We start from the raw sequence: 21,665 nt of genomic DNA on the forward strand, positions 1-21,665 counted from the left end.
TGCTCACCCCTTTTTTAATGACATGTTTAGATACTTAATCAGGCCAGTATCTCCTGCCCCATACTTTTTATTTTCAACAATGGATACAATATTTTTGATTTCAATATTTAACAGATTAACAAAAGCCATCAATACAGAAATATTAAGCTGAAATTTAGCCATATACTTATCTAAAAACTTTTTAAAGGAAGCTCTTTCATAAACTTCAATCAAAAAGTCTTCATTATCATTCATTGGTATTATCTGCTTATAGGGTAGATCTTTTAATATGTCAAAGTACTCATCCATATCTTTTGCATAACACAGTTTTTTGATTATTTCAGGTTTAAGCTTATAGTAATCGTAGATAGTGTAGTTATATATCTCCTCAGGAGATAGATTATAGTACTTTCTTCCTCTATAAATAGCAGTAATATTTAACATATCTGCTTCAAAACCAATAATATCAGAAATAGCCTCCATATCCTCAGAATCAAGCTTCTTAATAAATTTTCTCAGAGTAGAGTGAAAAAGTATATCAAGATTATTTTCTATCATAAATAAGCCTTCCTTATTAATTGTCTGCTCAAAAGGCTTAATATGCTTATAATATATGCTATCCTTTAGTTTTTCTATTAGATCATGTATGTCTGAAGCTGATAACAGATAGTCATAATCTACAGTATTTAATAGATTCTTATAAGCTAGCATATCCTCTATTTCTGCTTTAGAACGATTAACATATTTAGACCGTAGTATAACCTTTAAATCTTCTATCTCATATCTCATAAATAAAATCTTAATAAGCTTTTTATAGTCACCACTAAAATAGTGAGAAAGTTTATACAGCCTCTCAATATGATATCTTTTTACTATTATTTCAAATTGGCCTCTATGAATACTATCAGCACTTATCCCCTGAAAAAGCTCACTATAATCAGTTTCCTCTTTTAAGAACCTTATAGCCTCTTCAAAGGAATTGGTATTTATAAGCTTTTGATACTGCTCCTCGGTTAAAAAGCTACTCTTCATTGCTTTAATTTTTGTATTAACAGCTCCATATCTTATGACATTGCCCATATTCTCCCCCCTTAATTAGGAGTTGATAATTTTTTGAAACACTGAGTTAACGATTTGTGCCTTATTATTCTGAAACTTTTCATTAATTTGCTGTAGCTTAGAATTCTTTGCTTCTATTATTTTTTGAGCTTTTATTTCTGCTTCTTTTCTAGAATCTGCAAGAACCTGTTCCTTTAAAAATTTAATTTGACCTTGATACTCACTTTCCATGTTAGAAAGCTCATCGTTCAAGGTCTTCTTTCTCTTTAGTATCTCCTCCTTTATTTCTTTTTCATAATTTTCAGCTTCCTTATCCATGTTAATTATGCTGTTTATAACATATTGCATAAATTTACCTCCTTCAAAAGCTACATTAATAGTTTAATACTTTTAAAAAAATTGTAAAATGAGAAATTTGAAACAAATAAGAGAAATTCGAAGCTTTTAAAGAATAAATTAAGATTTTGATACTATTCGAATCTGGACAGGCTATTACTAGCTTCTTTGTTCTTTTTTAACAATTTACTAACTTTATAAAATTAATTTTAACATTTTGTATTTTGTAATCATTTAGAAATTAATTATGATAGTATTTAGTATAACAAATAAATAATTAAATAATGTAAAGGAGGCTAAACTATGTCAGAGAATTTTAACCAGACTTTTGGAGTCAATCCTCCAATAATACCATCAATAGATAATACTATTAGTCCTGGCCATGAAGTTAATAAAGAGGACCAGAACAGAAATGATTATAGAGAAGAGGGAATAGCCGACAACACTAATCTATCCCATAGATATAGAGCCATGCTTCATGTAAAGAATTCAGACAAGTGGAAGACTGCTATAGGTTCTGCCATGGCTCTTTATGATAGCTTGGGGCAGAAGAGTATACATTTGATTTTTGTTGTAACAGATGAGGCTGTTAAGACATTAATTGATAAAGAAAAAAGCAATACAGACATTGTGGATTCCTTGAAAGCTTCATTGGCACATAACAGTGATGATTTAGCTACAGATATCTTAGGCTTATATAATTCTGGCAGTGAATTTATCGTTTGCGCTCACTCTTTAACAGAATATAACATAGATGCTGAGAAGCTCTTTAGCTTTGTATCTACGGTACCTCATGGTGCAGTAGAGCTTGTAAGCAAACAGAATTCTGGCTATGCATATCTTGTGTTTTAAACAAAGGAGGTAAATATGCCCTGGAATAAAAATGATTATCCCAGTTCAATGAAAAACCTTCCTGATAAACAGAGAGATAAAGCCATTGAGATAGCCAATGCCCTCTTAACTGATGGCTATGAAGAAGGAAGAGCTATACCAATAGCAATATCAACATCGGAAATCTGGGCAAATAATCGAGCAGCTATTCTTTCATCAAAGGAAAGAGAAAAAGGAAATAAACCATTAAAGGGTAAAAAAGAGATACTATATCATTTGGTTTATAAGGACAGTAAATGGATTATACGGAAGGTAGGGGCAAAGAGACATAGCTTTGCTTTTGACAGTAAGGCTGAGGCCCTAGAAAAAGCTGAAGAGCTTTTAGAAAAGAAGCCCAGCAGATTCATCATACATCGCAAGGATGGCACCTTTGAAAAATCATTATAAGGCCACATTAAATAAAGCTCTGGAATATTAATATTCCAGAGCCCTTTAGCTTGTTTCTAAATTAGAGAACTCAATATTTATATTTCTCATAAGCCTATCATCCAGATAATCAACATCTCTTCCCATGAGCCCATTTTCTTCCTGAACCAATAGCTTAGGCAGATGAACCAGGAAGGTGGCACCTTTTCCCACTTCACTAAAGACAACTATGTCTCCTCCTAGCGCTTTGGTCATTAGCTTTGCAAGACACAAACCAATACCAGTTCCTTCATGATTCCTTATAAGAAAATTATTTTCATGAGAATAAGAACTATCTGAAAGTGAATATAAATTATTCTCTTGTGAGGAAGCTGTTGTCAAATGTGAGTAAGATGGGTTTACTTGTGCATACCTTTCAAAAATATATTTTAGCTTATCCTTAGGTATACCTATTCCCTCATCCTTAACGGAAATCACAGCCTTCCCTCCCTTTTCTGATATATCTACATATATATTCTTTCCAGAAGGAGTAAATTTAATGGCATTGGAGAGAAGATTTAAAAGTATTCTTTCATATTTTTCTTCATCAAGAGCCATAATTAATGGGTCAATTGCTGAGTTAAATACAATATCTATACCCTTTTCTTTAGCATAGAGCTCTATAGAGTCTATAATAACTCTAGTCACTTCTACTAAATCTATATTTTTTCTATTTATCTTAAGGTAGCCAGAATCAGCTCTGCTTATATCTAAAAGATTGTTAACGAGACGAAGCTGTTGAAAGGCACTCTTTTTTATTTTATTTATATATTTTTTTATTAAAGGAGAAGCCTCTTCTCTCCCACTAAATTCCATAACCTGAACAGCGGATAAGGTTACTGTGATCGGGGTTTTAAACTCATGGGATATGAAGGCAAAAAACTCCTCTTGAGCCTTTAATAAATTACTTATCTCATCTCTCTTTTCCACTTCTTCCGTGACATCTATAAAAATTATTATTATCTCAAGTATATTATCATCTATATTTTTATGAGGCTGGCAAATTATATTGAATATCTTTTTACCAATGTGTATGCTCTTATAGTATTTTGTTTCTTGTATATTTTCCAAGTCATTAATTATGAAGCTATAATCTTCAATACCTAGAGTAAGGATATCATAAATGTATATTGGTGATATAACATTAAAAAGTTCTTTGAAGAGCTTAGAAGCACAATGATTAATTCTCATAAGTCTCAGTTCTGGATAGGATAAATGTAACATGGGAATATCCAAATAATTTATTATACTATAAAGGGATTCTTTTTCCTTCTGAATCAGATCTTTCTGCTCGTTTACCTGGCAGATATCCTCTAATGAAAATATTATATACTCAACTCTGTCCTGTGGAGCTATAGGAATCAAGGAAATGTCAGAAAATTTTATCAGAGCATCTCCATGCTTCCTTATATATATTTTCTTATGCAAAGGCTTGCATTTTTTTATAACGCTCTCCATAAGGCATTCATATTCCTTAGGTAATAATCCAATCTTTCCCTGAAGAATTGCTTTATCTAAGGCTTTATTATTATCAGGATCACACCCAAAAAGCTTAGAAAAGCTACAGTTAGAATATATCAGTTTAAGCTCATGAGCATCATATATAGCCATGGGCTGAAGACTATTTTTTACCAGCTGATATATTCCTTTTAGACTATCAGACTCAGTAAAATCCTCTACCAATAAAAATTCAATCCTTGCATATGATTCCATGGATATGCCTTTCATAATAGCTCTATAAGGACTATTAAATCTATTTAAGAATATACCCTCATGCTCTTTATCAAAAAGCATAGAAGATTTAATAGGAAAGTTTATCTTATCAAAAAAGAACTCCAGCTCTTGATTAATAAATTCCTCCTTAGGATATTTTAAAAGTTCTAAAAGAGGCTCACTAATCTCAAATATTTTATTTTCTCTACAATCTATATAATAGTGAACTATAGGCACTTCTTCTAAAGCTACCATTTATAATCGTCCCCACTTCTACTATATGTAATATGTGCATTTTTTTTCATATTCATATATAATATACCACAAGTTTTGACTTTTTACTCACTTTTTATTGTTTTTTATATATTTACATAAAATTAATTCTATTCTATTATTGACTAACACAGGAAAGGTGGTATAATATTAACAAAATATAAAAAACGATGAAGAGAAGAGTAAGCTGTTTATACTTACAGAGAGAGGATATACTGGTGAAACTATCCTCACACAGCCAGCCGAAGACCAACTCAGAGTGACTCTAAAACAGTCCGGTAATTCCGTTATAATTTCTAATGAGATATCCCATTTAATAGGGATAATTAGGGTGGAACCACGGGAATAATGCTCTCGTCCCTTTCGGGATGAGGGCTTTTTATATTTTTTGAAATAATTACTTATAGAAAGGAGAATAACAGTGATTAAAATAACTTTAAAGGATGGTTCTCAAAAGGAGTATCCAAACCCAATCTCTATTATTGATTTAGCAGCAGACTTAAGTGAAGGCCTTGCCAGAGTAGCTTGTGTGGGAATGGTAAATGGTGAAATTAAAGATCTTCGTTATGTAATTTCTGAGGATTCAGATGTTAATATACTTACCTTTCAGGATGAAGAAGGAAAGAAAGCTTTTCGCCATACCGCCTCTCATATCCTTGCCCTAGCAGTGAAAAGGTTGTTCCCAGATACTAAGCTTGCCATAGGTCCTGCCATAGATGATGGTTTTTATTATGACTTCGACAGGGAGGGTTCTTTCACCTATGAGGACCTTGAAAAGCTTGAAGGAGAAATGAAAAAAATTGTCAAAGAGGATTTAAAGCTGGAACGCTTTGAGCTTCCAAGAGCAGAAGCCATAAAATTAATGGAGGGAATAAATGAGCCCTATAAGGTAGAACTTATCAATGATCTTCCAGAAGATGCTGTAATATCCTTTTATAAAATGGGTGAATTCACAGACCTTTGTGCTGGACCACATTTAATGAGCACAAAGTATGTTAAAGCCTTTAAGCTAACTCATACCGCTGGTGCATACTGGAGAGGAAGCGAAAAGAATAAAATGCTTTCTAGAATATATGGTACAGCATATACAAAAAAGGCTGATCTCGATGCACATCTAGAACGCTTAGAGGAAGCAAAAAAACGTGATCATAATCGTTTAGGAAGAGAGATGGGCTATTTTACTACCTCAGAGATTATAGGCCAGGGGCTCCCTCTATTAACAGGAAAAGGCTCTAAGGTTCTTCAAATACTTCAAAGATTTGTTGAGGACGAGGAAGAAAGCAGAGGCTATATAATCACAAAAACTCCATTTATGGCAAAAAGTGATTTATACAAAATTTCTGGTCACTGGTCCCATTACAAGGATGGAATGTTTGTCCTAGGAGACGAAGCCAGTGATGATGAAATCTTTGCTTTAAGACCAATGACTTGTCCATTCCAGTTTGCTATATATAATTCTGAGCAGCATAGCTATAGAGAGCTTCCAATTAAATATGCAGAAACCTCTACCCTATTCAGAAATGAAGCTTCTGGGGAAATGCACGGTCTAATAAGAGTTAGACAGTTTACTTTAGCTGATGGACACATAATATGTACCCCTGAACAGGTGGAGGAAGAATTTAAAGAAGCTGTGGATTTAATAAAATATGTTATGAAGGCAATAGGCATCCATAATGATATAACCTATCGTTTCTCAAAGTGGGATCCAAGCAACCCTGATAAATACATTGATAATCCTGCTGCCTGGGAAAGTGCTGAAAGAAAAATGAAGACAATACTGGATCATCTGGATATTGCTTATAAAGAAGCTATCGGTGAGGCTGCCTTCTACGGACCTAAGCTTGATGTACAGTTCAAGAATGTTCATGGAAAAGAAGATACAATAATAACTATACAGCTTGATTTTGCCCTGGCTGAAAGGTTTAATATGACCTATGTAGATAAGGATGGAGAGAAAAAGAGACCATTTATTATCCATAGGAGCTCTATCGGCTGCTATGAAAGAACACTGGCAATGCTTATAGAAAAATATGCTGGTGCCCTTCCTACCTGGATGGCTCCAGTTCAAGCAAAAATACTTCCTATTTCAGAAAAGTATCATGACTATTGTGCTAAGGTTGCAAAGGACATGAAACGAAGAGGAATTAGAGTAGAAGTAGACTACAGAGCTGAAAAGATAGGCTATAAGATAAGACAAGGAAGAATGGAAAAACATCCTTATCTGTTAATCATCGGAGAAAAGGAAGTAGAAAATAACGAAGTAGCCGTAAGAAGCAGGAAAAATGGAGACGAGGGAGCTGTTTCATTAGATAGCTTTATAGAGAGAATTACTAGTGAGATAGATAGCTTGGCAACTGAGTAAGAAATAAGAGCTAAAAGATAAGGGCAACTAAGAAGTAAGAGGTAAGAACTAAGAGATAAAAGTGAAGAGAGAAGAGAGAAAAGATAGGTAAGAGCTAAGGGCTAAGAGATAAAAGATAAAAGATAAAAGATAAGAGCAAGAGCTAAGAGATAAAAGATAAGAGCAAGAAATAGAAGATAAGAGATAAGAGTAATAGATTTATGATGGATGAAGCACCTAGAGATTGATTAATTCTAGGTGCTTTATTTAACATAAACATAATACAATATTATACAAATATGAAAATCATTTATAAGCCCTTGTCGAGTTTTATTATGGGAGGAATATTACTGCTTTGATAGATATTCAGCTTCATATCTGGCCATTACATAAATGGCATCGGAGAGCCTGTTTACAAAGCCCATGAGTTCTTCTCTAAGGCTCTCTTCTCTCGTTAGCTCCACTATGCTTCTTTCTGCCCTTCTGATAATTGTTCTGGCTATATGGAGCATGGCAGAAACCTGTGAGTCACCGGGAATTATAAAGAAGTTTTGTTCCCCAACAACCTTTAGATAATCATCTATTGTCTTTTCTAAAACAGCTATATCTTCTTTACTAATCTTATCCTTAAGCATTTCTTTACCTTGATCATCGCTAGCGAGCTCCGCTGCAACCATGAAAAGCTTTGTTTGTATCCATCTAATTTTCTCTTTAAGATCTTTATTATCACAAGTAGAGTATGCTAAACCCAAAAAGGAATTAGCTTCATCTATGGTTCCATAGCAATTCACTTTTAAACTGTCTTTAGCTATCCTGCTCCCACCAAACAATCCAGTTTCTCCCTTATCACCAGTTCTGGTATAAACATGCACTAAAATCTCCTCCTTTATTTAACCATATTACTTTAATAATTTTACCATATTGCATTGACCTTTGGCTTCCAAAAGTAAAAATTAATATAATTAAAGGCTGCTCGTAGTGAGCAGCCTCATTTTATTGCACTTCTTGTTCCGTTGTTAAACTTTCAATTATATTATACTTCAGAATCATATCAGATATATTCAAGGTGCGGTTCACTTGCTCCTTAAAGCTATTCATTTCTTCCGTCATTTCCACAGGTTCTCCATCTATGGTATAAAGCTGTTCTTCTTCACCCTGGTATAAATAATCAGAGGTTATAAAGCTTCCATTTCTAAAAATTACTGAGTTATTATCTATTCCTAATAGGTCACTGCCTAGAGCAACCTTAGTATCAATACCAAATAAATTCATAAGAGTGGGTTGAATATCTACCTGGCCAGCAGGTAATGAATACTCTTCACCCTCTTCACCAGGTATATGAATCATAAAGGGTACCTTTGTTAGCTCATTAAGAATATTGAAAGAGTTATTTTCAACACCAAGATATTCAGTTAATAATTCATTGGTATCGTCTCTCATTCCTCTGTGATCTCCATAGAAAACAATTATACTGTTATCATATAAACCTGTAGCCTTAAGCTTTTCCATGAATTGTCCAACTGCTTCGTCTAAATAAGCAACATCCTCTAGATAGTCATTTAAAGGACTTTCCTCATAGTCTCCTAGCTCTACCCTGTTATCATCATTAACATGTCCAAAAGGGTGATGAGAGGTCAAGGTTACAACAAAGGAGTAAAATGGATTAGGAAGGTCTTTCATAAAATCTACGCTTTCCTGTAAAAAGTCCATGTCATTTATACCCCAACCTAAGGTTTCCCCTTGATAATAGTCACCATAATAAAAGCTATCGATACCATAGGAATTATAAACTACATTTCTATTCCAGAAGGTGTTGTTATATCCGTGCATTACAGAGGTATAGTAGCCTTCATCCTCTAATAGCCTTGAAATAGGATAAAAGTAATTGCTTCCATAAGTAAAATATGCTGATCCGACAGATAGTGGATATAAGGAATTATTAGTTAAAAATTCTGCATCGGAAGTATTTCCCGCAGCTGTCTGTGCATAAAAATTATTAAAATACAGACTTTCAGCAGCTATTTTGTTAAGATTTGGGGTAACTTCTTTTCCTTCTATCTGAAGATTTATTGCAAAATTTTGAAGTGACTCCAGCTGAACAAGAATTAAATTCTTACCTTCAGCTATCCCTGTGAAGGAATTATCCTTTTTTTCTTTATCCTTTTCTGAAAGGAAGCTCTCAATCTTAAGCAAATCCTCTTCTGGGATTTCTGATTTATCTAGATTACTTCTAACGGAACTCATAATATCGTTGTAATGATAGAAGACTAAACCAAACTTATCTGATATCTTTTTTCTATCATAGGTAAGTATAAAGTAATTTGAATGCACTTGATATTTAACAAATATAGAAGTCAAGGCTATAACTGCAACAAGCACTACCACCGCTGCTCTTTGAGAATAATATTTATAGACGCCCTCTTTCTTTTCCTTAGGCACCTTCCTTAAGATATAGATATATACCGGTATAGTAATAAAGAATATTATATCCGTAATTTTTAGGAGAGAGCCTATACTACCTAATAAATTACCCTCACTTACCTTGATAAGTGGGAGAAGCTCAACAGTCAGGTATTCATTATAGTATCTTTGGTATACCATATCTCCAAAAAGCACTGTGGATAAGACTAAATCTAATATAAACAAAGCTCTTACCTGGTTTTTCTTGTTTAAAAACATGGTTAAGGATCCTACAAAGGCATAGATGAAAAATCTATATATAGTGTTCATTACACTGATAGCTACTCCTCTATCCCAGAAAACAATTGTCTCTTTAAAGGTTAGTATCAGAGAAAATATCACTAAAAATAATACCTGTTTCTGAATTTTTTTCATTGATTGTATTAAACTAAGCATAATTACCTCTCAAACGTTTATTTTGTAATAAATTAACAAACTATTATCACAAAAAAATAATATTCTAATGGGATATATTTCAATTGACATGGATTTATCTAACTGAAGTTATAACCTAAAAAAATATATAATCTATTTAATAATTATACACTTCTTTTTCTAATTATCAATGACAATTTTAAAAACTTATGTTAATTTATAGTAAAATATATACCACTTTTATTGTATTAATACTTATATTTACTTTTCTTAAGGGATAAAAAAATAAAAGCCTGTCTTTTTTATAAATAGACAAGCTCTTATCTTTTTTATATCTTACTTTTTAGTTCCTTTAATATATATAAATATTTCTTAGCTTCTCCTTCTTTAGCTTCTTCATAGCTGTTACATTGCTGTTCCAGCTCTTCGAGAGTAGCCTCAGGGAGATTTTTTTCAGCAAAGACATATACCACAGAGTCCTCTTTTTCAATATGCCTCTTTAATAAATTGGAATAGCCAATGGCATTAGCTATAACATCTAATCTAGCCTCCATGTTTCCTTCAATAACCCTGCCAACGGCCTCTTCTAAGTCCTTTACAAAAAGACGGCCTAAGTCATGCTCTACAAGCATACCATACTTAACCAGCTTTTCACCAGGAGCTCCTAGCTTCTCTACCATTTTATTAAAAAGCAGTTCCTCTTCCTTACCATGATGATGCTTATCAGCATAATTTCTGATAAATTCTATTATTTTATAGAAATCTTCATAGTTAACCTTCTCTCCCTTTAAAATCTTAAGAGAATAAGCTCTTATTACCTCTAACATTTCCAGAATATTCTTATGTTCCTCTACCATGATTTCAAAAGCCTTCATTATATAACCTCTCTTCTCAATATTCCTTCACTTCCATCTTCCATAAGGGTATAGTAGAGGTTTGGTGCGGCCTCCTCTACAAAAGCCTTTATCCACTCTCTTCTTAGACGGTAAAAATTCTTAACATCACCCTTAGCCTGCTGCCAAAAGCTTCCGTGAACGCATCTTGTAGCTCTGTAAATAAAGCTATTCTCATCTCTTTCTATAAATTCATTAATTCTATCACAGGGCATTCCATCAAGAATATAGTCATTTATAGCTGCATATACCTCCTCTGGTGATGATACTTCATTATTATTTCTAACATACTCTTTCCCATCTTCTGTACCCTGCAGCTTATAGAGCTCCATTAGCTTTTCTATCAGTTCAGGCTTTTTGTTTAGTATGCGGGTAATATATTCAGCATGTCTTCCTTCAGCCTTCTCTATTTTATCCTGGAGCCAGCCGTGAATATTAGATGTATCAATCATTGCCTCTAGGGGTTTATGCTCTGTGGGATGTCCATATTTATCTTCTATCTCTTTTTTCCACTCCATTGCCTCTAGTCCCTCTGAGAAAGCTAGCTCATAAATCTTCTCTTCTAAAGCTTCAAACCATTTAATCTTATTGAATAACCAATAATGTATTCTTCCTAAAAATGCACTCATCTATATTTACCTCCTACTTATCTAAACCTTTATTAAGTGCTTCTAAAAGCTCCTGAACCTTAAAGCCATGAACAAGAGCCGCATCCTCTAAGGTTTCCGCTTGGGATGCAGGACACCCAATACAACCCATTCCAAAGCTCATCAATATATCAGCAGCTCCACTATGAAGCCTAACTATTTCTCCTATGGTCATATCCTTATTTATTTTCATTTATTGTTCCGCCTTTCTTTTCTGCTCTATAAGCTTATTATTAATGTCTATGGATCTATTATACATAGAATAGCTGTGAATGTCCGTAATATATGTTACGGAAGAAAAAAATAAACATGAATATATCTTCATATTCTATTATTATAACCATAAATTTGTATTATAATAATATTATGGATTTTATAGGAGGAGATAATTTATGAATTTTGACCAATTACAAAAAGTAACCCTTAAAAATGGAGAAACCTATAGCTATAGAGAAGCAGGAAGCGGAGATGACATTTTAATTTTGCTTCATGGAAATATGACCTCTTCCAAGCACTGGGATGTTCTCGTAGACAAGCTTTATAGTGATTTCAAAATAATTGCTCCTGATTTAAGAGGCTTTGGAGGCTCTAGCTACAACATGGAAATCAGTTCCTTAAAGGATTTTTCAGAAGACTTAAAGGAATTTGTAGATGCTCTAAATATTAAAAGCTTTTATTTAGGAGGCTGGTCCACTGGTGGTGGTGTAGCCATGCAATTTTCAGCTGATTATAAGGAATATGTGAAAAAACTAATATTAGTAGAGTCTGTAGGTATACAGGGATACCCTATTTTAAAGAAAAATGAACTAGGACAACCCATCCAAGGTTCTCTCTTGAAGACAAAAGAAGAGATAGCTGCAGATCCAGTACAGGTTGCACCTGTTCTACAGGCATTAAAAACGAAGAATAAGGAATTCTACAGGATGGTTTGGAATGCAAGCATATATACACATAATAAACCAGAGCCTTCAAAGTATGAGGAATATTTAGAGGATATGCTAACTCAGAGAAATTTAGTGGATGTAGATTATGCCTTGGCTACCTTTAATATCTCTAATAATTTCAATGGGATTACAGAAGGCAGTGGCGCAGTGAACTCCATAAGCTGCCCAGTTCTAATTTTTCAAGGTGATAGAGATTATGTAGTTCCGAGATATATGGGAGAAGGAATTAAAGAAAAGCTTCCTCAAAGCGAGCTTGTCATTTTAAATGATTGCGGCCACTCACCTTTAGTAGATTGTCTTGAAACCCTATCAGAAAAGATTAAGGATTTCTTAAATAACAATTAAGAATAAATACAGCTTCTTTACGTTTATTAATTTCTCCATTTACACTATAATATTATTATATAAAATAATGTCTTTGGAGAGTAAAATGCAGAATAAAATAAACAATATTAACGTTCCAAGACCCTCTAAAACTTTCAGAATTATAAAAGCTCCTAAACCTTTTACAAGAGCTGATGGAAGTAAAATTAAAAATCTCACTCCTATGCAGAGAGTAATGCCCTTCTTATTTAAAACGCGGACAGAAAGCCTCATATATTCTCCTGAGTCTGTAGATTTTACTAAAGCTAGAGAATATATTAAAAATAAGAATAAAGAGCTCCCTGGACTCAATTTAGGAACCTTTCATTTGATAATAGCTGCTCTTCTAAGAACCATAGCGGAATACCCCTACTTAAACCGCTTTATTTGTGGAAAAAGACTGTATGCTAGAAATTATATCTCTTTTTCTTTCGTGGTGCTTCAGAATATTCAGAATGGAATAGATGAAACCAACGCAAAAGTATTCTTATCTCCGGAAGACACTATTGTGCAGGTGGTGGAAAAGGTTAATGACACCATTTCTTATTGCAGATATAACGGTGCTAAGGAAGATGATAAGCTTATGGATTTTGTAGCCAAGCTCCCCAATCCCGTAATAAGCTTAATAGTATTCTTTTTAAGAAAGCTTAACGATTGGGCTTTGCTTCCTAAAAGCTATATTGATACGGATCCCCTTTTTACCAGTGTATTCATCTCTAACCTAGGAAGCATCGGCCATGGTGCCCTAAATCATCATTTATATGAATGGGGAACAGCTTCAATTTTCTTAACCATGGGGCGACTTACGAAAGAAGCCACTGATTCTTCCGATAGTGAAAATAACTCTAAGTGGACTCTAGATTTAAAGCTAACAGCTGATGAAAGAATTGCCTATGGCTATTATCTTGTTAAGGCCATGAAGCATTTTCAGCATCTAATCAGGCATCCAGAGCTATTAGAAAAGGCTCCTGGGAGGGTGGTTGTGGATGATGGAGTGGAAAGGGCAGAGAAGAGAGAATAGAGAATAGAGAAGAGAGAAAAAAGAAGAGTTAAGAGCAACTAAGAGGTAAGAGCTGAGAGCAACTACTAGGTAAGAGCTAAGAGCTAAGAGTTGAAAGGCAAAAGATAGAGCTAAGAGTTAAAAGAATGGACTAATAGTTTGTATATGTTATTTTAGAATTTTTTATAATGAGCGAAAGTGATTATAGGACTCCATTTTGGGGTCCTTTTTTAGTTGATTAAGATATGTGCAAACATCATTTGAATATAACCCATAATATAAAAACATTACATTTATATGGCAAAAAATGGTATAATATTTTTAAATACAATTATCATATTTTAAATAGGCCTTGCATTATTTTTATTTTTTTAAGAGGTGATGGATTTATGAGGAGAAAAAGAAGCCTTGGATTAACCCTACTGTTAATTATGCTACTGGTGTTGACATCTTGTTCGAATGAGCCTATTCAGAGCGATAACCAACACACTCCTGGACCGCAAAAAGGACTGATATATCTGTATGGGGAATCACATGGGGAGAAAAAAATACTGGATAGAGAATTGGAATTGTGGTATAGCTACTATCATAAGGAAGGCATGAGACATTTATTTGTTGAACTTCCATACTATACTGCCGAGTTTTTGAATCTATGGTTACAATCAGATAGCGATGACATACTAGAATCAATATATAAGGATTGGTCCGGTACCCCTTCCCATTCCCCTTATGTGAAAGAATTTTATAAGGAGATAAAAGATAAGTGTCCTGAAACAATTTTTCATGGGACAGATATTGGACACCAACACTCTACGACTGGACAACGGTATTTAAGATATCTTAAAAGTAATAACCTGGAAGACTCTGAGGAGTATCTACTGTCACATAAATCCATTGAACAGGGAGAATATTATTATAAACACTCCGACGAAGTATATCGGGAAAACATGATGGTAGAGAACTTTATTAAGGAATATGAAAAACTAAGTGATGAAAATATTATGGGCATTTATGGCGCCGCTCACACTGGGCTAGACTCTATGAATTACACAGGCGCTGTCCCCAGTATGGCAAATCAACTAAAGGAACACTACGGAAACACCATCCATTCTGAGGATTTAACCGGACTCTCAAATAACAAGGAATTATACAAGACAAGCCTAATAATTGACCCTTTAAGAGTAGACAAAATAAAAGTTAATAAAAAAGTCTATGAAGCATCGTATTTCGGAAAGCAGGATTTATCAGAATGGTTCAAAGATTACGCCTACAGGGAATTTTGGCGCCTGGAAAATTCCTACAATGATTTTCAGGATAATACTAAAACAGGTGATTTCCTACCCTATGACAATTATCCTATGGTTATAGAAACAAAACAGGTCTTTGTAATAGACTATAAAAAAACAGACGGTTCTGTAATAAGAAAGTATTATCGCTCCGATGGGCGTAGATGGCAGGGTACTCCAACTACAGAGGAATTCGGAATAAAGTGATTCCTATTACCTAATTAAATATTAACTGGATATAATATATAAGCTTAGAACAAACTCAAAAGAGCTATTCTCTGATACATATAGAATAGCTCTTTTATTAAAAATATTCCTGTTAAGGCATATTTCTATTATAATTATATCGATTTATCATGGATACTAAAAATTCTAGGGCTTCCCTGGGATATTTACCGGTGGATACTTCTCCTGCTAGCATGAAGCCTCCTACCTTGGCTTCGATGTATCTGTATATTTCATTGATTTCAGGGAGGGATGGCAGTGGTGAATTTTTCATAGAATCTAGTACATAGGTGGCAATTATTAGAGGTTTTTGGGTTTTCTTCATATATTCAACTACATTGTTATCACAGCGAGCTATTTCTAAAAGAGGGAGTTCTGCAAATAGGTCTCCTCTGCCAAGCATTATTCCCTGGCAGTGCTTTGCTATTTCTTTTATTTTTTCTACGCCTTCTGGACATTCTATCTTTGCCCATAGCTTAGGCTGCTTTGCTTCCTTGAGGTAAACTTTAGCTTGTTTAATAAAGCCTTTAAGTTCTAAGATAATGGCTGGGTCATTGGTGTAGGACATGCATATTACATCTACATTATTTTGAAGTCCAAATAATATATCCTTTTTGTCTTTTAAGGATAAATTGAATTGTTCTCTTTTAAAGCCTAAAGCATTGACCCCCTTTTCTGCCCTGATAATGCCTCCTCTTTTTACTTGAGTTTTTATCACTTGTCCCTCTTCGCTGCAGCTGAGAACAGAAAACTCCATGGTTCTATCCTTAATAAGAATTGCTTTCACATCATTAAAAGTAAATTTGCTATGAGGTGAACAAATAGGGATTATATTGAATTCCTCAGCTATAGCTCTATTGGATATATAATAGCCTTCTGTAGAAAAATATACCTCCTGCCCTTTAGAAGCAAGAAATTCCTTTGAGAACCTGTTGGATATCCTAAGCTTACTTCCCTGTAAGTCCTGTATTATATTAACCTTGGGATAATTTTTTTTAAGAAATTCCATTTGTTCTCTGGCATAAGGATAATTTTCTTCTTTTATATGTGCAAAATTGAATCTTGCTGAGGTCATACCTCCTTGTGCTAAAACTGCTAAATCTTCTTTCCTTTTTATATTGGGACCAATTGAACATATAACTTCCATAATACTTCACCTATTTATCACTAATTCACTTTTTAGGAGTGTTATTAATTATATGTATGAAGCTAGGAAAATTATTATCCTTTTGATAATTAATTATCTTAAAATTAGAAAACAATCTCATTGTTCTATAGTTAGTGATTATCCCGATATTCCGCTAAGAGGAGGTCCACCATTCTTCCATAGCTTTTCACTCCGTCCTCCTGTCTATTTCCCTTTAAATAACTATCATTAATATTATTTGAAATCTCTTCAGCCCTTCCTTGATACTTGTCCCAAAAGTCACTATTATATTTCATATCCCTTAAAAGACCCTGAGAATATTTATCACGAAGCTGATAATAGCTTTCTTGATCCTCTCTATACATAGCATTCATTGAATAAATAAGGGCTAGAAATACTCCAGAATATTGAATATCCTCCTCTTCACTGAAGGAACAGACCAAATAAGCTATATAGTTTGCCTCATCCTCTCTAGCAAAGCCTCTTTGATGAGCCATCTCATGGGCTGCAGTAGAAGCCCACATAAAAGGTGGAATATTATAATTTACATTGGCTTCACCAGTATAGGGCATATACATGCCTGTGATTCCTGTATAGCTCATTAGTGGTGAAATGGCTATAGCTTTAGCACTACCATAATGTCCTGAAAACACCTTGTATTCCTTTCCAGCCTGCTTATAGCTATCCTGAAGACGTGTAAATACCTCTTTATATCCTCCAGGGACTGCTGTAACCCCTTTTTCATCCTCTACCTGCTCAGCTCTAAGAATATTGGCCCTTTCTATCAGGTGATCGCAGAGGTTATAAAGATCACTGGTAATGAAGCTATTAGAGCTATATCCTAGGGTATCACTTAAGGGCTGTCTTTGATAATTAAAGCCCCATAGCACCATAAATAAGATATATAAAATAGATAGATAGCATAATAGATTTACAAATCTATTTATAAATCTCTTTTTAAATATACCAACAACAGTTGTTACAACAAACCAAATAAGAAGAGCCACCAAAAAATAATATAATAATTCAGCTAATGAAAATGGAAGCCAGCCAGTTATCATGTTCAATGCTTCACGAATAAATTTATTAATTGTAGTAGAATAATACTTTTCCACTATTTCTGGAAGTCCCTCTAAAATAATATTTAATATATATATAACTGGAACGAGTCCAATGATAATTAGCTTTACTCTATTTTCTCTTCTCATATCAATCCCTCCTTTAGTACAAATTCCCATTATTTATTATAATAATATTACTTTTATAGTTATTAATTGACAAGATATAATTATGGTATAATTAGCTAAATACACTCAGAGGAGGGTTATTCATGTGCGGAAGATTTCAGCTGGAGTTCTCCATAGAAGAGATGGATAGATATTATAGCCTCATAGGTGTTTTAGATAATGATAAGGCGTCATCAGTTAGTACCAGGCTCAGCCCGTCGGTCCTAGATGAGGTAAAGGGTGTTAAATATCCTTCAAATCCTTCTTTAATAGTTAAGGAGAGCAGCTTAGAGATATTGCCTTGGGGCTTCCCCTTTAACAATAAGCTTATAATAAATGCCCGAGGCGAAACACTATTTGAGAAGAGGATGTATCAGAGTGCTGCCTTAGAGCAGCGATGCCTTATTCCTGCTAGCTGCTTTTTCGAGTGGAAGGATAAATCTAAGTATAATATAGCACCTAAAAAAGGTCAGTTATTTTCAATGGCAGGAATCTATAAAAGCTTTTTGAATAAGGATGGTAGCCTTGAGGAAAGGTATGTTATTATTACAACCTCAGCCAATGAGGAAATGTCAAGAATACATCATAGAATGCCTGTTATCATACCAGAAAATCTGGAAAAGACTTATTTAAGCTCTAGAACCTCTCAGAAGGAAATTTTAGATTTATTAGTTCCTTTCAGCAGAGAGCTCTCTATAGTCTCCAAGGAGCCACCAGTGCAGCAGTTGAGTTTATTCTAACTTCTATTTATTAATAAAGAATCCCCCATTTGCCAATGTGCATTATATGCAATAACAAATGGGGGATTTTTGTATTATTATCTGCTAAATTCTTTTTCCTTTGTTTCTTCTAAGTATTCATCATAGCTACACTTTTTATCTACAATACCTTCTGGACTAATCTCAATAATTCTGTTTGCTATAGTCTGTATAAATTGATGGTCATGACTGGTAAATAGAACTATGCTCTTAAAGTCTATTAGGCCATTATTAACAGCAGTAATAGATTCAAGGTCAAGATGGTTAGTAGGCTGGTCTAAAATCAATACATTAGCAGAGCTGAGCATCATTCTAGATAACATACATCTAACCTTTTCTCCCCCTGATAATACCTTAGCTTCCTTGAGAGCTTCTTCTCCTGAGAAAAGCATCCTACCTAAGAAGCCTCTAAGATAGGTTTCTGTTTGATCAACAGAATACTGTCTGAGCCAGTCTACAAGATTAAGGTCACAGCCTTCAAAGAACTCAGTGTTATCCTTAGGGAAATAGGACTGTGAGGTGGTTATACCCCATTTAAAGCTTCCGGCATCTGGTTCTATTTCTCCCATGAGTATCTGGAAGAGGGTAGTAACTGCAATATCATTTCCTATGAAAGCAATCTTGTCCTCTCTATCAACTCTAAAGGTTACATTATCCAGTACCTTTACACCATCGATAGTCTTAGAAAGTCCTTCAACATATAAAACTTCGTTACCAACCTCTCTCTCAGGCTTAAAGCCTACAAAGGGATACTTTCTGCTGGAGGGCTGTATATCATCTAAGGTTATCTTATCTAACAGCTTCTTTCTAGAGGTAGCCTGCTTAGACTTAGAAGCATTAGCACTAAATCTTGCTATAAAGTTTTGAAGATCTTTAATCTTTTCTTCCTTCTTCTTATTTTGATCCTTCATCATTTGAAGAGCAAGCTGACTGGATTCATACCAGAAGTCATAGTTACCTACATATAGCTTGATCTTTCCAAAGTCTACATCACAGATATGAGTACAGATCATATTTAAAAAGTGTCTATCATGGGATACTACTATAACTGTTCCTGGGAAATCTGCTAAGAAGTTTTCAAGCCAGGTTATAGAATTAACATCTAGGTTATTTGTAGGCTCATCCAGTATTAGGACACCTGGATTACCAAATAAAGCCTGTGCTAGAAGTACCTTAACCTTATCCTTACCCTCAAGCTCTGCCATTTTCTTATAATGATCCTCTGTTCCAAGACCTAAGCCTTGAAGAAGAGAAGAGGCTTCTGACTCTGCTTCCCATCCATTGAGCTCAGCAAATTCTGCTTCCAGCTCAGCAGCCTTCATTCCATCCTCATCGGAGAAGTCAGCCTTAGCATAAAGCTCATCCTTTTCCTTCATTATGGTGAAGAGTCTTTCATTACCCATTATAACGGTAGTCAAAACTTCACAATCATCATATTGGAAGTGATCCTGCTTAAGGACAGACATTCTTGTGTTAGGAGCTAAGGATACATCTCCTGTATTTGCTTCTACCTCACCGGATAAAATCTTTAAAAAGGTGGATTTACCTGCTCCATTAGCACCTATGATTCCATAGCAATTTCCTGGGGTGAATTTTAAATTTACATCCTCAAAAAGCTTTTTAGCTCCATATCTGAGGCTTACATTATTAACTGTTATCATTAAATATATTACCTTCCTTTGTTATATATATTCTATTTGAAATTCTTGTCTAATTTTAAAAAAGCTGTGTATACGCACACAGCTTTTAATTATAACATAACTTATTGATTTTAAAAAGTCATACGTCATTTAAATATCTAAAATATCTCTTTTAGGAGCTCCTTAGCCTTATCTGCAAGTTCTTGCAGCGTTCCATTGTTATCCACAACATAATCAGCTCTAGCCACAATTTCTCTAACATTTTTTTCTGTGTTATGATTAGGATCTGATTTTTCCGCTACTTCTTGTCCATCTCGAATAATCAGCCTTTCCATTCTTTTATCTAAATCAGTAACTATACCTACTACTACAAAGCCTATTTCGCTCCAATAATCATAATCAGCAAAGGTTCTCCCCCCTACTATCATAGGTATGTATTCCTCATTAACCTTTTTGAGATTATCTCTAATATCTTCCTGTTTGTGCTCCAGGCTAATAACCTTCAGCTCTTTACCCTTGCAATTTTCAAATATCTTGCTCAGAGCAAAATAATTAAGTATATTTATATCTATTTCTCTAAGCTTATCTGCTGCCTGCTGATAAAAGCCTCTTTCATTTCCTCTCCACTCTGGGGTAACACGCAATATTGGCTTTAAGGAACGTATTAAATCTCCTAAGCCGTATTTTTTAATCTCTGGTTTTTGTTCTATTAGTATATCTGCAAGGGTATCCTTGCCAGCACCCATCTCACCAAAAATTATTATTCCATTATATTTATTCATCAATACACCTCCGTTTTTATCTGTTGAAGCTCATATTATAAAAACTTTAACTATCATAAAATAGTAAGCTCTCTTTAAACCTTCTTCATAAATGATTTCTAGCTTTCTTTTATAGCTATAATATGTAGATGCTCTGTAGCATCTCTATATTGAGGAAGCTCACAATTTTCTGCGGCAAAGGCTACAAAATCTCTGTAAATTAACGGCTGTTCCCTATTTAGAACTAGTAGCTGAGGTCTCAGAGCAGCTAAAAAACTTTCTGCTCCACCATAGCTCACTAGCTTAAGGCCAGACTCTTCTATCTCCTTTAAGGCAACGGGTGGTGTAGTAAAGTATGCCTCTGTAAAGCTCTCTTCTGCTGAAAGGCACATATCCTCTTGTAAAAACCTAAGAAAATGACCTTTATCCTTAAATTCTTCAGGAAATTCCTCTACTCCAGCCTTCAGGCAGCCCCAAGAATTAATGTAGGATATTAATGCTACTCCACCTTTTTTAAGGAGCCTTCTACCTTCCTTCAGAACCCTAAGTCTATCCTCTTTTTTGTGAAGATGATATAAAGGTCCCATAATGAGGATAATATCAAAAGCTTCATCCTGGAATTTATCAAGGTCTAAGGCACTTTGAGCATGATAGCCTTCTGCCTTTAGTCCTGCCTCCTGAATTTTATTCTTAGCTATATCTAGCTCCTTTTCAGATATATCTAACAAGGTGACCTTATATCCCTTTTTTAATAGCTCTATAGAATATCGACCAGGTCCAGAGCCAATATCTAGCACTTTTCCTCCCTTAGGAAAATACTTTTCTATTAAATATAAGGTGCTTTGAAATTCTACCTGTGTATAAGGGTTGCTAAGCCTATTCCACTCTGCCTCAGCAGCCTCATTATAGTAACTCTTTACCTCATCCATTCTAGTTCTCCTTT

At 34.3% G+C, this 21,665-nt stretch carries 20 protein-coding genes and 1 other annotated feature; of the genes, 7 read left to right on the plus strand and 13 right to left on the minus strand.

Annotated features, from left to right (window positions below):
- Positions 1–3: 3 nt before the first annotated feature.
- The gene (locus tag ACPWSR_RS01045) at positions 4–1,059 is read right to left on the minus strand and encodes a V-type ATPase subunit (protein ID WP_426349838.1); all 1,056 of its coding nucleotides are present in this window, start codon (positions 1,057–1,059) and stop codon (positions 4–6) included.
- A gap of 15 nt (positions 1,060–1,074) precedes the next feature.
- Positions 1,075–1,386 carry a hypothetical protein gene (locus ACPWSR_RS01050; protein WP_426349839.1) on the minus strand — a complete coding sequence of 104 codons (312 nt, stop codon included), beginning with the start codon at positions 1,384–1,386 and terminating at the stop codon, positions 1,075–1,077.
- A 291-nt stretch (positions 1,387–1,677) separates the two neighbouring features.
- Here ACPWSR_RS01050 and ACPWSR_RS01055 point away from each other — a divergent pair, with 291 nt between their 5' ends.
- Both ACPWSR_RS01055 and ACPWSR_RS01060 read left to right on the plus strand, forming a co-directional pair.
- Positions 1,678–2,226 carry a DsrE family protein gene (locus ACPWSR_RS01055; protein ID WP_426349840.1) on the plus strand — a complete coding sequence of 183 codons (549 nt, stop codon included), beginning with the start codon at positions 1,678–1,680 and terminating at the stop codon, positions 2,224–2,226.
- Positions 2,227–2,241: 15 nt separating this feature from the next.
- Positions 2,242–2,652, plus strand: a complete 411-nt coding sequence (locus ACPWSR_RS01060; RefSeq protein ID WP_426349841.1) for a DUF2188 domain-containing protein — start codon at positions 2,242–2,244, stop codon at positions 2,650–2,652.
- Positions 2,653–2,697: 45 nt separating this feature from the next.
- Here the strand turns inward: ACPWSR_RS01060 and ACPWSR_RS01065 are convergent, their stop codons facing one another.
- Positions 2,698–4,638, minus strand: coding sequence for a sensor histidine kinase (locus ACPWSR_RS01065; RefSeq protein ID WP_426349842.1), 1,941 nt, complete (start codon positions 4,636–4,638; stop codon positions 2,698–2,700).
- A gap of 179 nt (positions 4,639–4,817) precedes the next feature.
- Positions 4,818–5,021 (plus strand) — a binding site (T-box leader).
- Positions 5,022–5,077: 56 nt separating this feature from the next.
- Between ACPWSR_RS01065 and thrS the strand changes: the two genes are divergently transcribed.
- Complete coding sequence (gene thrS, locus ACPWSR_RS01070) at positions 5,078–7,018, plus strand: threonine--tRNA ligase (RefSeq protein WP_426349843.1); 1,941 nt, start codon at positions 5,078–5,080, stop codon at positions 7,016–7,018.
- A 326-nt stretch (positions 7,019–7,344) separates the two neighbouring features.
- Here thrS and ACPWSR_RS01075 read toward each other — a convergent pair whose 3' ends face one another.
- From ACPWSR_RS01075 to ACPWSR_RS01095, 5 genes are all read right to left on the minus strand, one after another.
- The gene (locus ACPWSR_RS01075) at positions 7,345–7,869 is read right to left on the minus strand and encodes a cob(I)yrinic acid a,c-diamide adenosyltransferase (RefSeq protein ID WP_426349844.1); all 525 of its coding nucleotides are present in this window, start codon (positions 7,867–7,869) and stop codon (positions 7,345–7,347) included.
- A 121-nt stretch (positions 7,870–7,990) separates the two neighbouring features.
- On the minus strand, positions 7,991–9,832 hold the full coding sequence (locus tag ACPWSR_RS01080; protein ID WP_426349845.1) for an LTA synthase family protein: 1,842 nt from the start codon (positions 9,830–9,832) through the stop codon (positions 7,991–7,993).
- A gap of 329 nt (positions 9,833–10,161) precedes the next feature.
- Positions 10,162–10,707: a hemerythrin domain-containing protein gene (locus ACPWSR_RS01085; RefSeq protein WP_426349846.1), complete on the minus strand. Its 546-nt coding sequence runs from the start codon at positions 10,705–10,707 to the stop codon at positions 10,162–10,164.
- Complete coding sequence (locus tag ACPWSR_RS01090; RefSeq protein ID WP_426349847.1) at positions 10,707–11,354, minus strand: hypothetical protein; 648 nt, start codon at positions 11,352–11,354, stop codon at positions 10,707–10,709. The genes ACPWSR_RS01085 and ACPWSR_RS01090 overlap by 1 nt, the downstream gene beginning before the upstream one ends.
- A gap of 13 nt (positions 11,355–11,367) precedes the next feature.
- Complete coding sequence (locus ACPWSR_RS01095) at positions 11,368–11,565, minus strand: DUF1858 domain-containing protein (RefSeq protein WP_426349848.1); 198 nt, start codon at positions 11,563–11,565, stop codon at positions 11,368–11,370.
- Positions 11,566–11,764: 199 nt separating this feature from the next.
- Here ACPWSR_RS01095 and ACPWSR_RS01100 point away from each other — a divergent pair, with 199 nt between their 5' ends.
- The 3 genes from ACPWSR_RS01100 (at position 11,765) to ACPWSR_RS01110 (ending at position 15,172) form a co-directional block, all read left to right on the plus strand.
- The gene (locus ACPWSR_RS01100; protein WP_426349849.1) at positions 11,765–12,661 is read left to right on the plus strand and encodes an alpha/beta fold hydrolase; all 897 of its coding nucleotides are present in this window, start codon (positions 11,765–11,767) and stop codon (positions 12,659–12,661) included.
- A gap of 85 nt (positions 12,662–12,746) precedes the next feature.
- A complete protein-coding gene (locus ACPWSR_RS01105) occupies positions 12,747–13,700 on the plus strand; it encodes a hypothetical protein (protein ID WP_426349850.1) in 954 nt (317 codons plus the stop codon).
- Positions 13,701–14,068: 368 nt separating this feature from the next.
- A complete protein-coding gene (locus ACPWSR_RS01110; RefSeq protein ID WP_426349851.1) occupies positions 14,069–15,172 on the plus strand; it encodes a hypothetical protein in 1,104 nt (367 codons plus the stop codon).
- Positions 15,173–15,284: 112 nt separating this feature from the next.
- On the opposite strand, the gene ACPWSR_RS01115 is transcribed toward ACPWSR_RS01110, so the two are convergent.
- Both ACPWSR_RS01115 and ACPWSR_RS01120 read right to left on the minus strand, forming a co-directional pair.
- Positions 15,285–16,337 (minus strand): pyruvate kinase, encoded by a 1,053-nt coding sequence (locus tag ACPWSR_RS01115; protein ID WP_426349852.1) that lies wholly within the window; start codon positions 16,335–16,337, stop codon positions 15,285–15,287.
- Positions 16,338–16,468: 131 nt separating this feature from the next.
- Positions 16,469–17,545, minus strand: a complete 1,077-nt coding sequence (locus ACPWSR_RS01120) for a DUF3810 domain-containing protein (RefSeq protein ID WP_426349853.1) — start codon at positions 17,543–17,545, stop codon at positions 16,469–16,471.
- Between the two features lie 122 nt (positions 17,546–17,667).
- Here ACPWSR_RS01120 and ACPWSR_RS01125 point away from each other — a divergent pair, with 122 nt between their 5' ends.
- Entirely contained in the window at positions 17,668–18,303 is a 636-nt protein-coding gene (locus ACPWSR_RS01125; RefSeq protein ID WP_426349854.1) for an SOS response-associated peptidase, read from the plus strand.
- 77 nt (positions 18,304–18,380) lie between these two features.
- On the opposite strand, the gene ACPWSR_RS01130 is transcribed toward ACPWSR_RS01125, so the two are convergent.
- The 3 genes from ACPWSR_RS01130 to ACPWSR_RS01140 all read right to left on the minus strand — a co-directional run bounded on the left by ACPWSR_RS01130 (position 18,381) and on the right by ACPWSR_RS01140 (position 21,651).
- Positions 18,381–19,982 (minus strand): ABC-F family ATP-binding cassette domain-containing protein, encoded by a 1,602-nt coding sequence (locus tag ACPWSR_RS01130; RefSeq protein ID WP_426349855.1) that lies wholly within the window; start codon positions 19,980–19,982, stop codon positions 18,381–18,383.
- A 137-nt stretch (positions 19,983–20,119) separates the two neighbouring features.
- A complete protein-coding gene (locus tag ACPWSR_RS01135; RefSeq protein WP_426349856.1) occupies positions 20,120–20,743 on the minus strand; it encodes a hypothetical protein in 624 nt (207 codons plus the stop codon).
- 98 nt (positions 20,744–20,841) lie between these two features.
- Positions 20,842–21,651 carry a class I SAM-dependent methyltransferase gene (locus ACPWSR_RS01140; RefSeq protein ID WP_426349857.1) on the minus strand — a complete coding sequence of 270 codons (810 nt, stop codon included), beginning with the start codon at positions 21,649–21,651 and terminating at the stop codon, positions 20,842–20,844.
- Between the last annotated feature and the right edge of the window lie 14 nt (positions 21,652–21,665).

Origin of the sequence: Alloiococcus sp. CFN-8, from assembly GCF_049943125.1 — a bacterium.
Classification (GTDB): domain Bacteria; phylum Bacillota; class Clostridia; order Clostridiales; family Clostridiaceae; genus JAEXZL01.

What these genes read in the sequence shown, in the direction of transcription:
- ACPWSR_RS01090 (WP_426349847.1), bottom strand. Translation starts at nt 11,354, where the DNA reads ATGAGTGCATTTTTAGGAAGAATACATTATTGGTTATTCAATAAGATT.
- ACPWSR_RS01080 (WP_426349845.1), bottom strand. Translation starts at nt 9,832, where the DNA reads ATGAAAAAAATTCAGAAACAGGTATTATTTTTAGTGATATTTTCTCTG.
- ACPWSR_RS01115 (WP_426349852.1), bottom strand. Translation starts at nt 16,337, where the DNA reads ATGGAAGTTATATGTTCAATTGGTCCCAATATAAAAAGGAAAGAAGAT.
- ACPWSR_RS01085 (WP_426349846.1), bottom strand. Translation starts at nt 10,707, where the DNA reads ATGAAGGCTTTTGAAATCATGGTAGAGGAACATAAGAATATTCTGGAA.
- ACPWSR_RS01140 (WP_426349857.1), bottom strand. Translation starts at nt 21,651, where the DNA reads ATGGATGAGGTAAAGAGTTACTATAATGAGGCTGCTGAGGCAGAGTGG.
- ACPWSR_RS01065 (WP_426349842.1), bottom strand. Translation starts at nt 4,638, where the DNA reads ATGGTAGCTTTAGAAGAAGTGCCTATAGTTCACTATTATATAGATTGT.
- ACPWSR_RS01055 (WP_426349840.1), top strand. Translation starts at nt 1,678, where the DNA reads ATGTCAGAGAATTTTAACCAGACTTTTGGAGTCAATCCTCCAATAATA.
- ACPWSR_RS01060 (WP_426349841.1), top strand. Translation starts at nt 2,242, where the DNA reads ATGCCCTGGAATAAAAATGATTATCCCAGTTCAATGAAAAACCTTCCT.
- ACPWSR_RS01105 (WP_426349850.1), top strand. Translation starts at nt 12,747, where the DNA reads ATGCAGAATAAAATAAACAATATTAACGTTCCAAGACCCTCTAAAACT.
- ACPWSR_RS01130 (WP_426349855.1), bottom strand. Translation starts at nt 19,982, where the DNA reads ATGATAACAGTTAATAATGTAAGCCTCAGATATGGAGCTAAAAAGCTT.
- ACPWSR_RS01120 (WP_426349853.1), bottom strand. Translation starts at nt 17,545, where the DNA reads ATGAGAAGAGAAAATAGAGTAAAGCTAATTATCATTGGACTCGTTCCA.
- ACPWSR_RS01110 (WP_426349851.1), top strand. Translation starts at nt 14,069, where the DNA reads ATGAGGAGAAAAAGAAGCCTTGGATTAACCCTACTGTTAATTATGCTA.
- ACPWSR_RS01125 (WP_426349854.1), top strand. Translation starts at nt 17,668, where the DNA reads ATGTGCGGAAGATTTCAGCTGGAGTTCTCCATAGAAGAGATGGATAGA.
- ACPWSR_RS01045 (WP_426349838.1), bottom strand. Translation starts at nt 1,059, where the DNA reads ATGGGCAATGTCATAAGATATGGAGCTGTTAATACAAAAATTAAAGCA.
- ACPWSR_RS01095 (WP_426349848.1), bottom strand. Translation starts at nt 11,565, where the DNA reads ATGAAAATAAATAAGGATATGACCATAGGAGAAATAGTTAGGCTTCAT.
- ACPWSR_RS01135 (WP_426349856.1), bottom strand. Translation starts at nt 20,743, where the DNA reads ATGAATAAATATAATGGAATAATAATTTTTGGTGAGATGGGTGCTGGC.
- ACPWSR_RS01100 (WP_426349849.1), top strand. Translation starts at nt 11,765, where the DNA reads ATGAATTTTGACCAATTACAAAAAGTAACCCTTAAAAATGGAGAAACC.
- ACPWSR_RS01050 (WP_426349839.1), bottom strand. Translation starts at nt 1,386, where the DNA reads ATGCAATATGTTATAAACAGCATAATTAACATGGATAAGGAAGCTGAA.